Here is a 14,893-nt window from a genome sequence, read left to right as displayed (position 1 = left end):
CCAGCATGCCGTACGTTGTCGCCACCGAGACGAGTCTGCCGACGTACTACTACGACCAGCAGACCCTCGCCAGCACCCTGAAGAAGTACTGTCAGGCCATCGGACTCGACATCGACCTGGACATCATCGACAGCCTCTTCCAGAACACCCAGATCGACGGCCGGTACTTCGCCATGCCGCTGGACACCTTCTTCGACCCGCCGCCGTTCAGCCAGGTTGCCGCGCGCTGCGTCGAAGAAGCCGCCGACCTGTGCGAGAAGACCGTCCGCAAGCTGCTGGCCAGCGCGGGCATCGCGTCCACCGAGATCCACCAGCTCACCTCGATGCTGTCCACAGTGGTTTCCGTGCCGACCGTCGACGCGATCCTGATCAACCGGATCGAGTTCGCGCCGACCATGAAGCGGGTGCCGATCAACGGGCTCGGCTGCATGGCCGGGGTGGCCGGGCTCAGCCGGGTGGCCGACTACCTCAAGGGCCACCCCACCGACGCGGTCATTCTGCTCACCTGCGAACTGGGCGGCACCGCCTTCTGGCAGGGCGGCGTCCAGGGCTACCTCCAGGAGGCGCTCGACCGGGACCTGACCGAGAGTTCCTTCTACACCGACCTGGTCTCGCAGATCGTCACCGTGGCGCTGTTCGGCGACGGGGTCGCCGCGACCCTGATGGTCGGCGACGAGCACCCGCTCGCCCGGCCGGGGCTGCCCCGGGTGGTCGACACCCGCTCCGGGTTCCTCCACGACACCCTGCACGTCGCCGGGGTGGACGTGCTGGACAACGGATTCCGCAACCGGCTCAGCGTGGACGTGCCCGGCCTGGCCAAGACCGGCCTGCGCCCGGTGCTGGACCCGCTACTGGCCGACCACGATCTCACCGTCGACAAGATCGGCCACTGGCTGATCCACCCCGGTGGGCCGAAGGTCCTCACCGCCACCGCCGAGGAATTCCACCTCACCGACGAGAACCTGAAGCTCAGCCAGCACATCCTGCGGACCGTCGGCAACGTCTCCGGGCCGACCGTGCTGTACATGATGGACGAGACGTTCTCGTCGTACGAGCTGGAACCGGGCACCTACGGCCTGGTCGTCGGCATGGGACCGGGCTTCTCGCAGGAGGCGGTCCTGCTCCAGTGGTAGCCCCGGCGGCGGCGCTTCGGAGCGTCGCGTCCGGGATCGGACAGAAGGAGAAGCATGGCTAGCGTCACCCCGGCCGCGCCGACCGGGGCGGGCCGTCGCCTGGCCCCGGGACCACGCGGCAAATTCCTCCTCGGCAGCCTGCTCGACCTGCGGCGGGACCTGGTCGGCTTCCTCGGGCAGGTCACCACCGAGTACGGCGACATCGCACGGTTCACCGTCGCCGGGTTCACCGTGCACCTGGTCAACCACCCCGACCACCTGCGGCACGTGCTGCAGGTGAACAGCCGCAACTACGACAAGCAGTCCCACGAGTACCGGCCGCTCAAGCTGGCCTTCGGCGAGGGACTATTCACCAGCGACGGGGACTTCTGGAAGAAGCAGCGCCGGCTCATGCAGCCGGCCTTCCACCGGCAGCGGATCCTCAAGCTCGGCGAGTTCATCGTGCGGGACGTGGTGGACCGGATCGACACCTGGCAGCGGTACGCCGACCGGGGCGAACCCCTGGACGTGGCCGCCGAGATGGTCAACCTGTCCATGAACGTGGCCACCAAGTCGCTGTTCAGCACCGGCCTGCGCAGCGACGACGAGGTGACCACGATCGCCCGCAGTCTCGACACGGTGATCAACTACTGTCTGTACCGGACGATGGTGCCGTTCGCGCCGCCGCCGAAGGTGCCGACCCGGCGTAACAAGGAGTTCACCGCTGCCCTCGGCGAACTGGACGGGATCATCTACCGAATCCTGCACGAGCGCCGGGAACAGGGCACCGAGACCCACGACCTGCTGTCGATGCTGCTGGAGGCGCGGGACGAGGAGACCGGCGAGGGCATCCCGGACAAGCAGATGCGTGACGAGATCGCCACCCTGCTGCTCGGCGGCTACGAGACCACCTCGAACCAGTTGAGCTGGGCCTGGTACGAGCTGTCCCGGAACCCGGAGGTCGAGGAGCGGCTGCACGAGGAACTGGACCGGGTGCTCGGCGACCGGCTGCCCACCGTCGCCGACGTGTCGGAGTTGGCGTACACCAACCGGGTGCTCGAGGAGACTCTGCGGCTCTACCCGGTGCCGTGGCTGGAACGGCGCGCTGCAGCCGAAGACACCATCGGTGGGTACCACGTCAAGGCCGGTTCGCTGATCTACATCAGCCCGTACCTGACCCACCGGCACCCAGACTTCTGGCCGGACCCGGACCGGTTCGACCCGGACCGCTTCCTCCCGGAACAGTCGGTCGACCGGCCCCGGTTCGCGTACTTCCCGTTCGGCGGCGGGCCACGGCTGTGCATCGGCAACCGGCTGGCCCAACTGGAGGCGCAACTCACCCTGGCGACGATCGCCCAGCGCTACCGGCTGCGGATGGTGTCGGACCACCCGGTCGAAGCGAAGATGCAGGTCACCACCAGCCCCCGGTACGGGCTGAGGATGACCATCGAACCCCGCCGCCCGTCGGCCTGACGGCGGCTGCGAGGAGATGTCCCCTATGGACGAAAATCGGCTCAAGCTCCACCGACTCGGCGGCACCTGCGCCATCCTGGTCGGTGTTTCGTACCTCGTGGTCACCACGTTCTTCGTGCTCGACCCGACGCAGCTCATCCACGACGACAAACACGAGCTGTGGACCCGGCTGGCCGAGAACGGCACGCCGCGGATCCTCTACTACGGGGGGTACGCCCTAGGCGCGATCTTCGCGTTCGGGGCGATCCCCGCCATCGCTGACCTGGTCCGCGACCGGCACGAGGGGTGGGTGCGTTGGACCACCGGCCTGGCGTACCTGTCCTTCGGGGTGACCGCGGTGGAGACGTTCCGCCTGGTCACCGCCACCCCTCTCTGGGCGAGCGAGTACGCAGCCGGCGACCCGACGGTGCGTACCGCCATCGTCACCACCGACCTGCTGCTGCGCATGGACCCGGCGACGTGGCTGCGATTCGGGGCGCTCGGCCCGTTCTTCCTGGTGGTGAGCATCCTCGCGCTGCGGCACCGGCTGTTGAGCCGACCGCTGAACTACGTCGGCATCGCGCTGGGCGTGCTGACCAGCACTGCCGCCCTCGGGGTGGCGTTCGGCATCGGCCCGATGGTGCTGGTGTCGGCGGTGCTCGGCGGCGCGGTGGCCGCCCCGGTCTGGTTCGTCTGGATTGGTGTGGCGCTGCGGCGGGGCGTGCCGGCGGCGGCTGCTTCGGTGCCCGGCGGCGGGGCCGCGACCCCGGTGCCCGCCGGCGGCGGTACGGCGGCGGAGGCCCGCCATGGCTGACCGGCATCCGCCGGGACCCAAGGGCGTTCCGGTCCTCGGTAACCTGCCCGGCCTCGGCAAAGGCATGGTCGAGTTCATGATGGAGACCGCAACGCACGGCGACGTCGCGTCGTTCACCATCGGACCGACCCGCAACTACCTGCTCAGCCACCCGGACCACATCCACGACGTGCTGGTCCTGCGCCGGGACAAGTTCGCCAAGGACCCGCACGACCTGCGGACCCTCGGCCGGTGGATGGGCAAGGGGCTGCTCACCAGCGACGGGGAGCACCACCGGCGGCAGCGGCGGCTGGTGCAGCCCGCGTTCCGGCACCGCCGGATGGCCGGGTACGGCGAGATCGCGGTGGAGAACTCGCTGCGCCAGATCGGGGACTGGCGGCCGGGCGAGGTGCACGACATGCACCACGAGATGATGAAGCTGACCCTGAACGTCGTCTCCCGGGCGATGTTCGGCAGCGGGGTGCCAGCCGAGGAGGCGCTGAAGGTCCAGCGGGCGGTCGCCGGTCTCCAGGACGTCGCCATCAACATCAGCAAGTTCGGCATGCTCGTGTCGCCATGGCTACTCCTGCCGATGCATCAGCTCCTCAAGCGCGGCACCCGGGTGCTCGACGAGGCGGTCATGCGGATCATCGCCGAGCGGCGGGCCAGCGGGCAGGACAAGGGCGACCTGCTGTCAATGTTCCTGCTGGCGCAGGACGAGGTCGACGGCACCGGCATGACCGACCAGCAGGTCCGGGATGAGACGGTGACCATCTTCGTCGCTGGCCAGGAGACCACCGCCAACGGTCTGACCTGGGCCTGGTACCTGCTCTCCCAGAATCCCGAGGTGGCCGAGAAGCTCGGCGCCGAGCTGGACGAGGTGCTGGGGGACCGCCCGCCGACCGCTGAGGACCTGCCCCGGCTGCGGTACACCGGGATGGTCTTCAAGGAGGCGCTGCGCTTCTGCCCACCGGCCTGGACGCTGAACAAGCGCACCCCGGTCGAGGACGTCGAGCTGGGCGGGTACCGGATCCGCCGGGGTGCCGGGATCTTCATCATGCCGTACGTGATGCACCACCTGGAGCAGTACTTCCCGGACCCGTTCCGGTTCGATCCGGAGCGGTTCGCGCCGGAACGCGAGGCCCAGATTCCCCGGTACGCGTTCATGCCGTTCGGCGGCGGCGAGCGGATGTGCGTGGGGGCGGGTTTCGCCGAGATGGAGGCGAAGCTGATCCTCGCGACGCTCGCCCAGCGGTTCCGGTTCACCCTGGAACCCGACCAGAAGGTGGCGCTCAAGCCGCTGGTCACCCTGGCCCCGAAATACGGGCTGCGGATGCGGGTGGCCCCCCGCTCACACTGACCGGGAACACAGTCGAGGGCCGACCCGCCGGCAGGCGGGTCGGCCCTCGACGTCGTCGAGCGGCCGCGACAGGACGGCCGGTCGCCCCGCCGGTGTCAGCCATGACCACGGCCGTCGTCTGCAGTGAGTCGCGGTCAGGATGGATCCGCGCGAGCCGCGGAGGCTGGACGGGCGACTGCGCCCCCCTGGGCCGTCGCCACCCTCGCCGCCGGCGGCCACTGCTTCGGCTGTACTACGCCGCCCTCGGACCCTGAACGAGGATGACGGGCCGGACCCTGCCTTCGCCGACGAGTTCATCGACTGGTCCGGCACGGCCGTCCTCGCCCCGGCCGACTGATCGAGACGTGGCCGGGGCGAGGCAATCACCTGGTCGGTTAATCGCTCCCGACGTTGGGATCGGTGGGACTGTCGCCGGAACCGGAGACAATCATGCCCCGGTCGATCCATCGGTCACCGCCGCTCTCGGCACCGTTGTTCAGCCAGGCTCGGACGGACCCGTCGGCCGGGTCAACGGCGAGGTAGTCGGCCCGGCGGTCTGGGTCCACCGTGGCAAGCTGAGCCCGCTTGCCGACGATCGCGACGCCGGTGCCGGTGCCCGAGGCGACGGTGCCCCGATCCAGCCAGTGGTCGCCGCTGACGTGCGCGCCGTTGTTCAACCAGGCGCGCAGGTGCCCGTTCGTCGGGTCGAGAACGAGGTAGTCATCCAGGCCGTCCCCGTTGAGGTCGGCGAGGACCACCCGCCGCCCGGTCTCCCCAGCGCTGACACCCGTTCCGGTGCCTGAGGCGATGATCCCCCGGTCCACCCAGCGGTCACCGGCGCGATCGGCGCCGACGTTGATCCAGCCACGCACCGATCCGTTGCGCGGGTCGACGGCCAGGTAGTCGTCCCGGCCGTCACCGTCGAGATCGGCGAACCGCACCTGCCGACCGGTGGAGCCGAGACCCACACCCGTGTTGGTGCCCGAGGCGATGATGCCCCGGTCGAGCCAGCGGTCGCCACCGTTCTCGGCGCCGTCGTTGATCCAGGCGTGGACCAGCCCGTTCGTCGGGTCGACGGCCAGGTAGTCGTCGCGGCCGTCACCGTTGAGATCGGCGAACCGAACCTCCCGCCCTGGCGTACCGTTGGCGCCGTTGCCGACGCCCGTGTTCGTGCCGGAGGCGATGATCCCCTGGTCCGACCAGCGGTTGCCGCCGCTCTCCGCGTTGATGTTGAGCCAGGCACGGACGGACCCGGTGGCCGGGTCGACGGCCAGGTAGTCGTCGCGCCCGTCACCGTTGAGATCGCCGAACATGGTCTGCCGGGGACCGGACGGCCCGGTTGGGGGTACTCCGTCGTCCAGGCCGACCCCGGTGTTGGTGCCGGATGCGATCACACCCCGGTAGAGCCAGTTGTCGCCGGGGTCGTCCGCCCGGACGTTGACCCAGCCGTGCACCAGTCCGTTGCTTCGGTCGAGGGCGAGGTAGTCGTCGCGGCCGTCACCGTTGAGATCGGCGAGCCTGACCTCCCGGCCCAGCGTTCCGACGCCGGTGTTCGTACCGGAGGCGATGACGCCCCGGTCCCGCCAGCGGTCGCCACCGAGGAAGGCGAACTCGTTCAGCCAGCCCCGCACGGATCCGTCGTCGTTTTCCACGGAGAGGTAGTCGTCCAACCCGTCGCCGTTGAGATCGGCGAACAGGACCTCGCGACCCTGCGGACCCACGCCCGTGTTGGCGCCGGAGGCGATGATCCCTCGGCCGGCCCAGCGATCGCCGCCGTTCTCCGCGCCCTCGTTGAGCCACGCCCACACCGAACCCGTACTCGGATCGACGGCCAGATAGTCGTCCCGGAAATCCCCGTCGATATCGGCGAACTGCACCTGCCGACCGTTGAGCCCCACACCGGTGTTCGTACCGGAAGCGATGATGCCCCGGTCGAGCCAGTGATCACCGGACTGGTAGCCCCGCACGTTCGACCACGCCCGGACAGATCCGGTCGCCGGGTCGACGGCCAGATAGTCGTCCCGGAAATCCCCGTCGATATCGGCGAACTGCACCTGCCGACCGTTGAGCCCCACACCGGTGTTCGTACCGGAGGCGGTGATGCCGCATGCCTTCCACTGGTCCCCGTCCCGGTCGGCGCCGATGTTGAGCCAGGTGCGCACCGAACCGGTCCTCGGATCCACCGCGAGGTAGTCGGCCCGGTCGTCGCCGTTGAGATCGGCGAACTGGACCTGTCGTGGTCCGGACGGCGGCCCACCCGGGTTCGGGTCGCCGCTACAGGTGGCTGGCGTGACCGGGCTCGGGTCGGCCAGCCAGTCGTCGAACGCGGCCGACTGGATACCGAGGCTGAAAATCTTTGCCATCTTCAGGTAACCGGCGTCGTTGGGATGCACGTCGTCGGCGATATCGGCCTTCGTCACCGCGCCCATGTCGACGTAGACAAGGTGTTCTCCGCCCGCGGCGCGGGTTTGGACCAGGTTTCGCAGCCCATCATTGAATGTCCGGATCCGCGCGTCGATCGCCGGGGTACGGGACGGCACCAGCGAGGCGACGACGACGGTGGCCCTGGGCAGACCCGCGAAGATCTGGTCGACGACCTGGCCGAGCCGGTCCACCGCCGTACCTACCTGGTAGTTCTGGATCATGTCGTTTGTCCCCAGGTGCAGGGTCACCACGGTGGGCCGGTATGTCACCAGCCAGTCGGGCAGTCGCGCCGCGATCTCGTCGATTCGCCAGCCGGAGTGGCCCTCGTGGTACGGATCCACCTCGACGGGCGAGCCCGGCGGCCGGACCCCGTTGACCTGGGACCCCACGAAGTCGGACGGGATGCCCCGTTCGTGCAGCAGTTGCTGAAGGCTCATCCGGTAGCTTGAGAGGGTCGGACTGCCGATCCCGAGGGTGATCGAGTCACCAACCGGCATGACCCGGGCCGACCGCACCCCGAGGTTGTGGCCCCGCCGGATCGCGTCCGGAAGCCGGGGCGCGAGCCACTGGATCAGGTCACCGGCACCGCCGAGGTACGGCCGTATGAGCGACCAGCCCGTCAGAGCCAGCTTCTTGAGGAAGTTCCCGATCTTGAGCAGGTAGGGCCAGAGGTAGCTCTCCGCGAACTCGGCCAGCTTCTCGCCGGCGGCCTGACCGGGCACGGCGGAGATAAGCGTGAGCGACAGGATCTTCAACCAGCCGTCGGCGGTGCCCAACTGTCCATCGGCCGCCACGGTTATAAAGGTCGAGACGAAGGTGCCGGTGACCCCGGCCGCCGCGAAGCAGTACGGGAACGGCTGGTAGGCGACGCATAGGCTATCCAGGAGCGTCGTCACGGCGAGACCGACCGCCGCCGCGAGGGCCTCGAGCCACCAGGACGCGTTGGTGTGCGGCTGATCCCCGTAAATGAGCAGCGAGAACTCTTGGTTCGCGTAGGACAGGGTGCCGTGGAAGTCGACGATGTCATCGATCGGCGTGGCGGGAATCGCGCTAATGTGCTCCTCGCGGAGCTGCTTCACGGTGGTGCTCAGCCGCGTGTTGCGGCCGTTGATGTCGGCGATGACGCCCGCCAATGCCGCCGCGTCGTAGTCGGTCCCGACGTCCACGGTCAGCACGACGTCGTTCTCGCCGGCCGGGGCCACACGCACGGGTAGCCCGTCCACGACGCCGAACGCAGAACGAGCGGCCAGCCCCTTGGTCGGAGCGGCGAGCGCGGCCCCGGGAACCAGGCCGGCCATCATGACCAGGGCAAGCATGACCGCCAGCCATCGCACCGACCCGCGTCCCCACCACACCAGCCGTGTCCGCTGTGGTCGCCGTCTCCGTTGCCGAAACCGACCGCTCGTCATCTAGGTTCTCCGTCCACTTGGGCCACCGCAAGCCCGAGCGTCGCCTGGCTGGCGGGGCCGGGGTGCGGCCCGCGTCGGGTGCTGTTGAATCTAGACAACAATCGACCGAGCTGAGGCCGCCAAGTTTGTAAAAGATTGTTAATGGTCCATCCGTTCCACGTCCCGTCGGGGTTGCTAACCCTCGTAGGAGGATGAGGACTCAGGGTGCAGACCCAGGACACCGCCGGGGCCGAGCGTTGCTAACCCTTGTAGGGGAGCCCTTCGAGATGGTCGATGAGGTCCTCGCCGCGACCCGTCGTACCCAGCAGCGGATCCGGCTACTCCCGGCCGGGTCGTGGTCTACCCGATCCTGGCGGGTTGCTTGTTCGCCGAACTCGGCTACGGGCAGGTGTGGCGGAAACTGACCGCCGGTCTGACTGGGCTGGATCTGACCGAGCCGTCCTCAGGCACGTTACGGCAGGCGCGTCAACGGCTCGGGTCGACGCCGTTGCGGGCCTCGTCCGATCTGCTGCGCGGCCCGGCGGTCACCACGGCGACACACGCCGTGCGGTGGCGGGGCCTGCTGGTGACCGCGATCGACGGGACCACGATGTCGGTCGCCGACGCCGAGGCGGTCCGGGTCCGTTACCGCAGACAACGGGGTAACCACGGCGGCGCGGGCTACCCGGCACTACGGCTGAGTGTCCTGCTGACCTGCGGCACCCGCTCGATCGTCGACGCCGTGTTCGGTCCACTCGGCACCAGCGAACTCGACCAGGCCCGCACCCTGGCCCGGAGCCTGGCCGCCGGGATGCTGCTGTTGGCCGACCGTAACTACGCCGCCGCCGACCTCATCCAGACACTCGTCGCCACCAGGGCCGACCTGCTGATCCGCTGCAAGAACGGCCGCCGGCTGCCGGTGACCCGCCGGTACCACGACGGATCCTGGCTGTCGACCGTCGGCGCGGCGCGGGTGCGGGTCGTCGACGCTCAGATCAGCGTCCGGACCGTCGACGGCGTCCGCGCGGGCGGCTACCGGCTGGTCACCACCCTGCTCGACCCACGCACCCACCCGGTCGGCGAATTGATAAAGCTGTACCACCGCCGGTGGGAGGTCGAAACCGTCTACCTGGAGATCAAATCCAGCATCCTCGGCGGCCGGGTCCTGCGCGCGCGTACTCCCGACGGCATCGACCAGGAGGTCTACGCCCTGCTGGTCGTCTACCAGATCCTGCGTACCGCCATGACCGACGCCACCGACAGCCGGCCCGGTACCAGCCCTGACCGGGCCAGCTTCACAGGCCCGCGGACCCAACGTAGACCGACGCAGCTACAAAGCCACCATAGCCGTCGATATCATCACAAAGACTTGCTAACCATCCACCCGCTCTAACCGAGCGGCGTTGGACCTAGACCGCGCGTAGCTGGGGACCGCCTGGGGACCGACGGGCCTTCAGATGCGCGCTGGGCGCCGTTCCGGCATCGGTGATGGTCTGCCGGTCGGGGTGTAGGTACCGCTGCGTCGTGGTCAGCGAACCGTGCCCGGCGATCTTTCGGAGCACGTGCACCGGAACACCGGCGTCAGCCATCCAGGCCAGGCCGGTATGCCGTAGATCGTGCCGCCGTAGATGCTCGTAGCCCAGCTTGGTGACCACCTCATCCCAGTGGGTTGCGTATGGGAGTACAGCGGTGCTGATCCGTCCGCCACGTGGACCGGTGAACAGCTGGGAATCGGGCTTACTCGCGGCGTCCAGGCGGTGGGCCACGATCGGCCGTACTTCCTCTACGAGCGGCACCATGCGCGCACGCTTGCCCTTGGTGCCTTTGTCGATCAGACCGCCCGGTCCGGGCGTGGTCTGCCGGCGTACCGTCACATCCACGTTGTCCGGTCGATGTCCTATTCGCGTACGCCGGACACCTCACCGATTCGGGCAGCGGTGCACGCAGCGAACATCACCACGTCGGCCCATCCCGAGTAGTTGCCGGCGGACCGGTCGACCAGGGCGGCGGCAAGCTCCGTCAGGGCTTCCCAGTCGGATAGTGCGAGGGAGGCGGATCGTCGAGTTCGTCTTCGGCGCGGCGGTACTCGCGTTGCCAGCCGGTCACCTGCGCGGGGTTGCGGGTGATGATGCCGTCCCTGACGGCTTGCTCCATGACGCGAGCGAGGACAGCGAGCGAGTTCTTCACCGTGGATCGGCTGTTGCCGTCCGCGATCCATCCGTGCACCGCCCGGTCAACCACGCCGTTGCTGACCATCCTGACCGGGATGACAGCCAATCGGCCTCTTGCGGCGTACGCCTTCAGGGCAGCCGGCCCGGCCCCGTCGAGCGCACAGCAGCGGTCGGGCACCCTCGCGGTCTCTGCGTGCGCAGCCTGTGGGAGGAGTTACCGCCCGGGTGGCCCCTCCCACAGCGGGCGCGTCAGCGCCGCCGCAGTTCCGCGAGCATCAGGGTCGGGTCGTTCCCGGCCAGGTTGGCGCCGTTGGTCACATAGACTCGGTTCCCTCGAACGACGACGGCCGTGGTCCCCTGCATGCCGTCCTCGGCGTCCAGCAGGGTCTCTTGGGCGCCGTCCGCGCCGACCCGGACGAGCTTGCTGGCCTGGTTGATCGCGGCGAGGATTTCGGCGCCCCGACCGGTGAAGTCGAAGTCGTCGATGCCCTCCAGCCCGGTGGCCCGGACCTCGGCCCGGCCGGAGCCCCCGCCCCTGGCCACCGGGATGCGGACGATGGTGCCGCGGTCGGAGTTGCTCGCCCACACGGCGCCATTGTGGATCTTCATGCCGTTGGCGCCGAAGAAGCCACTGGGTGCCAGGGCCGAGTCCGCCGACCACACGGAGGCACGGCCGCCGCGCAGCGGGGCCTGCCAGATGCGCCCACCGGTCGAGTCGGTGATCAGAAAGCGGTCGCGCGTGCGGTCGATGACCAGGGCGTTCGGCATGGTGTCGGCGGGCAGTGGCACGACGAGCCGGGGCGGACCTGCGCGACGGATCTGCCAGACGCCGGTCAGCCCGCCCTGTCCGGCGGAGTAGAGGAAGTACATGGCGCCACTGTCCGACCGGGCGACCCCGGTGACCACGGGGATCCCGATGACCGGGGTGGTCCCGCCGCCGTCCGGAGGCAGCGGCATGGTGACGAGGCTCTGGACGGTTCCGTCTGGTGCGACCCGTACCACCTCGCGGGCGGGGATCATGCCGATGACCACGCCACCGTCGGGCTCCAGCGCGATGCTCTCGGCGGCTTGGCCCGCGGACCGGTCGAAGTGGGCGAGGACGCGCACGTCGCTCAGGCGGGTGCCGGCGGAATGGCCGGGATGATGTGCCGGCACCGGCGCCGCGAGGGCCGCCGGGGTCGCGGCGACCGCGGTGAGCAGGGCTGCGAGGCCGAGCGTGGTGGCACGCCGCCGCAGCCTGGTGGATCGGTACGGGAACATGGTCTTCCTTTCGGTGGTGCGGGACGGAGAGGCTCCCGGACGGCCGGATGCCCGGCGGCACTCGTACGTGGCGGGCAGGGTTCTCCTTCCATTTCTCGCCACGGACTGTATCGTCTGGTACAGAGAGATTCGTCGCAGACTGTATCAGCTAGTACAGAAATTCTGTACTCTGAGGTTCAGAACACGGAGGGGATGCCATGGCACACACGCCGACCACCACGCGGGGGCGCGCGACCCGGGAGCGCATCCTCGGATCGGCGGCGGACCTCATCCAGCGTCGCGGCGTCGCCGCGGTGACGCTGGACGACGTCGAACGCGCAGCGGGGGTCGGCCGCAGCCAGCTCTACCACTACTTCGACGACCGGGACGATCTCATCCGCTCAGTAGTTCACTCCACCGTAGACACGGTGTTGGCCGCCCAGGAGCCGATGCTTCTGGAGGTCGACTCGCTGGCAGGCATCGACCGCTGGTTCGACGCGATCGTGGCCAACGGGACGCGGCAGGACGCGGTCGGCGGCTGCGCGATCGGCTCGCTGGCCGCCCAGCTCGGCGGCCGCGACGACCTGACCCGGCAGGCGTTCGTGGACGCCTTCGCGCGCTGGGAAGCCCCCCTCATCGCGGGCCTGCGCCGGATGCAGGATTCGGGCGAGCTACGTCCGGACGTGAACGTGACGGAGCTGGCCGACCTCACCATGGCCGCGATCCAGGGCGGCCTCCTGCTGGCCCAGGTCCGCCGCACACCGGACCAGCTCCGCCTCGCCCTGCGCGGCGCCCGGGCAGCCTTGCAGGACGCCCTCACCCCCTGCCCTGAACGCCGTCCACCTGCCGCTCAACACGGGCCACCCGCCACACCGACCGATGGCCGCACGACAAGGCCCTCGACCTGAGCTTGATCTTCAACCTGTGGTGTGTCGCTTCAGCGGGGCGGTCGCTTCGGTCTGTGACCGGTGACGGTGGTCAGGGCGCGAAGCACTGGCTGCACGTGCTGACCGAGCTGAAACCCGGAGTGTGGCGGGTGCCTGCCCGGCAACGCGGCCTGAGTGACCAGCCGGTCAGTACAAACCATTGTGGGTAGTGGCCAAGCCAGGCCGGTGAAGACGGCCTACTGGGGGCAGGACAACCGGGGCCGACCGTGCGGCTGCCCGCGGGGCAACACCGTCACCTCATGGCGTAGTGGGAGAACCTCCGCGAGCACGGCGGTCCCGCTATGGACCAGCAAACCGAGCGCACCGGCCAGCCGGATCATATGTGCGACAAGCTCTGGCACGGTACAGGCTGTGAGTCCACGGATCGAGGTTCAGAGGAGAGTCGGCGTGGTTGAGCTCCCCCCGGGCGACCCGGAACCAGATCGGTCACAGCGACGACCAACGATGTATGAGTTCATCTCGGTCACGTGTGTCCTCTGCTCTGTCGGCCGAGGCGAAGACTGACCTCATCACGCTGGCCGAGCAGCACAGATCTGTGGCCCGACGTCGACGGGTCGCTGCTGACCTCCTGCTGGCAGCCATGTGGGCGACCGGGACTGGCTGGCCCGACTCGGTCGCCTGGCTGCGCCAGTTCGCCCGGACGATCGCCGGGGGCGACGCGCACGCGCGGGCCCGGGCGGAACTGTCCTACGCCCGCAACCAGCAGGACTGGCACGGTCAGCCGGTCCGGGCTCACGAGGTCGTTGGTCTCGCCGACGGACCGATTGCGAGGCTGTCCAGGCTGTACGCGCGGGCCTGGGTCATGGTGCGCGAGGATTTCGACGCCGTCGGTGGTTTCCATGCCTTCGTCGCAGAAGGTCTTCGGGAGCACTGCGGACTGGTCGACGCGGACCTCGCGGAGGTGGCGTGGATCATGTCGCTGGTGACCGCCTCGGCGGAACCACGGGTGCCGTTCTTTGCGGACGCTCCGTCCGCGCTCGACCGGCAGTATCACGAGCAGAGCAAGTACTTCGCCTTCCGGGGCCCGGACCAGGCTGCGGATGACAGTACGGGGGGAGAGCAGGGCCGGGCGTCGCTACCCGTGTCCGGTCGGACTGTGCGGCTGCCACGACCAGATGCCAGCGGTGTCGACGGCCCGAGCCTGCCGGATGTTCTGCTGAGACGGCGTAGCCGGCACGGCCGGTACGTCGGCAGCTTCAGCCTGGACGCTCTCGGCAGCCTGCTGTTCTTTTCGGCGGCCGTGACCGGCAGCGCCCCGCTGCCCGGAGATCAGCCCGCGAAGCTGGTGCGCAGTCACCCCAGCGGAGGCGGGCGGTACCCGATCAGATTGCTCCTCTATTGCCACCAGGTAGCCGGTGTGCCGCGTGGGCTGTACCTGTACGACCCCGACCGCCATGCTCTCGATGAGCTTTCGCGGGAGGATCTCAGCGAACGCCTACTGCCGACATCGATGTGGCTCGACCCTCGACTTCCGCCGCCGAAGGCGACCGGCCGGATCGACGCTGCGGCCTGTCCGCTCTGGGTCTTCTCGGTCGCCGACCTCACCTATCAGCGTCTCGCCTACGGTCTCCGGTCGTACCGGCTGGTTCTGGTCGAGTGTGGTCACCTTGCCCAGAACCTCGCGCTACTCGCTGCTTGGCAGGGACGGGACTGCATCGGTCTGGGTGGGTACTTCGATGACGCCGTGAACGAGGTCCTTGGTGTCGACGGGGTCACCAGTAGCGTCCTCTACATCCACCTGGTGGGGGATGTCGAGCCGGTGAGGTGAGTCGGCGCCGGCACCGCGCAGGCCGGCTGGCTCCCTGCTCCACCAGGACGCCGTACCGAACCGGTGCGCTCCTCGGCAAGCAGGTCACGGGTGGTTCGAGATGGTTTGCAGGCTTGTTAACCAAAAAGTCAGGGATCGTCGGAACTTTTTGCTTCGTCTATGTGACCAATGGTGCGTGACGGATAACACTGCGGTGTTGATCGACATGCCTCAACTCTTCGTCGTATCGACTCTCGACCCGCGAGTCGTGCGCCGACGTC

At 68.8% G+C, this 14,893-nt stretch carries 9 protein-coding genes and 1 pseudogene; 7 read left to right on the top strand and 3 right to left on the bottom strand.

Going from position 1 to position 14,893, the window contains the following annotated elements; genetic code table 11:
- Window positions 1–5: 5 nt before the first annotated feature.
- From ACN27F_RS03245 to ACN27F_RS03230, 4 genes are read left to right on the top strand one after another with little or no spacing between them, the layout of a single operon-like run.
- A complete protein-coding gene (locus ACN27F_RS03245) occupies window positions 6–1,133 on the top strand; it encodes a type III polyketide synthase (RefSeq protein ID WP_421431071.1) in 1,128 nt (375 codons plus the stop codon).
- Window positions 1,134–1,187: 54 nt separating this feature from the next.
- Window positions 1,188–2,585, top strand: coding sequence for a cytochrome P450 (locus ACN27F_RS03240; protein WP_421431070.1), 1,398 nt, complete (start codon window positions 1,188–1,190; stop codon window positions 2,583–2,585).
- 25 nt (window positions 2,586–2,610) lie between these two features.
- The gene (locus ACN27F_RS03235) at window positions 2,611–3,378 is read left to right on the top strand and encodes a DUF4386 family protein (RefSeq protein WP_421431068.1); all 768 of its coding nucleotides are present in this window, start codon (window positions 2,611–2,613) and stop codon (window positions 3,376–3,378) included.
- Window positions 3,371–4,717 (top strand): cytochrome P450, encoded by a 1,347-nt coding sequence (locus ACN27F_RS03230; protein WP_421431067.1) that lies wholly within the window; start codon window positions 3,371–3,373, stop codon window positions 4,715–4,717. Before ACN27F_RS03235 ends, ACN27F_RS03230 begins: the two co-directional genes overlap by 8 nt.
- Window positions 4,718–5,091: 374 nt before the next feature.
- Here ACN27F_RS03230 and ACN27F_RS03225 read toward each other — a convergent pair whose 3' ends face one another.
- Window positions 5,092–8,454 (bottom strand): FG-GAP-like repeat-containing protein, encoded by a 3,363-nt coding sequence (locus tag ACN27F_RS03225; protein ID WP_421431066.1) that lies wholly within the window; start codon window positions 8,452–8,454, stop codon window positions 5,092–5,094.
- A 409-nt stretch (window positions 8,455–8,863) separates the two neighbouring features.
- On the opposite strand from ACN27F_RS03225, the gene ACN27F_RS03220 reads away from it, so the two are divergent.
- A complete protein-coding gene (locus ACN27F_RS03220) occupies window positions 8,864–9,901 on the top strand; it encodes an IS4 family transposase (protein WP_421431065.1) in 1,038 nt (345 codons plus the stop codon).
- 16 nt (window positions 9,902–9,917) lie between these two features.
- Here ACN27F_RS03220 and ACN27F_RS03215 read toward each other — a convergent pair.
- Both ACN27F_RS03215 and ACN27F_RS03210 read right to left on the bottom strand, forming a co-directional pair.
- Window positions 9,918–10,839, bottom strand: a pseudogene (locus ACN27F_RS03215) (tyrosine-type recombinase/integrase); the annotation flags it as partial.
- A gap of 89 nt (window positions 10,840–10,928) precedes the next feature.
- The gene (locus ACN27F_RS03210; protein ID WP_421431063.1) at window positions 10,929–11,939 is read right to left on the bottom strand and encodes a hypothetical protein; all 1,011 of its coding nucleotides are present in this window, start codon (window positions 11,937–11,939) and stop codon (window positions 10,929–10,931) included.
- Window positions 11,940–12,136: 197 nt separating this feature from the next.
- On the opposite strand from ACN27F_RS03210, the gene ACN27F_RS03205 reads away from it, so the two are divergent.
- Both ACN27F_RS03205 and ACN27F_RS03200 read left to right on the top strand, forming a co-directional pair.
- A complete protein-coding gene (locus tag ACN27F_RS03205) occupies window positions 12,137–12,826 on the top strand; it encodes a TetR/AcrR family transcriptional regulator (protein WP_421431062.1) in 690 nt (229 codons plus the stop codon).
- Window positions 12,827–13,445: 619 nt separating this feature from the next.
- A complete protein-coding gene (locus ACN27F_RS03200; protein WP_421431061.1) occupies window positions 13,446–14,633 on the top strand; it encodes a SagB/ThcOx family dehydrogenase in 1,188 nt (395 codons plus the stop codon).
- Window positions 14,634–14,893: the final 260 nt, after the last annotated feature.

Origin of the sequence: Solwaraspora sp. WMMB335, from assembly GCF_049179075.1 — a bacterium.
Classification (GTDB): Bacteria; Actinomycetota; Actinomycetes; order Mycobacteriales; family Micromonosporaceae; genus Micromonospora_E.
This window is presented reverse-complemented; position numbering and strand designations above follow the sequence as displayed.

Bases quoted from the DNA above. Each gene is read 5' to 3' on its own strand.
- ACN27F_RS03245 (WP_421431071.1), top strand. From the start codon at position 6: ATGCCGTACGTTGTCGCCACCGAGACGAGTCTGCCGACGTACTACTAC.
- ACN27F_RS03240 (WP_421431070.1), top strand. From the start codon at position 1,188: ATGGCTAGCGTCACCCCGGCCGCGCCGACCGGGGCGGGCCGTCGCCTG.
- ACN27F_RS03235 (WP_421431068.1), top strand. From the start codon at position 2,611: ATGGACGAAAATCGGCTCAAGCTCCACCGACTCGGCGGCACCTGCGCC.
- ACN27F_RS03230 (WP_421431067.1), top strand. From the start codon at position 3,371: ATGGCTGACCGGCATCCGCCGGGACCCAAGGGCGTTCCGGTCCTCGGT.
- ACN27F_RS03210 (WP_421431063.1), bottom strand. From the start codon at position 11,939: ATGTTCCCGTACCGATCCACCAGGCTGCGGCGGCGTGCCACCACGCTC.
- ACN27F_RS03205 (WP_421431062.1), top strand. From the start codon at position 12,137: ATGGCACACACGCCGACCACCACGCGGGGGCGCGCGACCCGGGAGCGC.
- ACN27F_RS03200 (WP_421431061.1), top strand. From the start codon at position 13,446: ATGTGGGCGACCGGGACTGGCTGGCCCGACTCGGTCGCCTGGCTGCGC.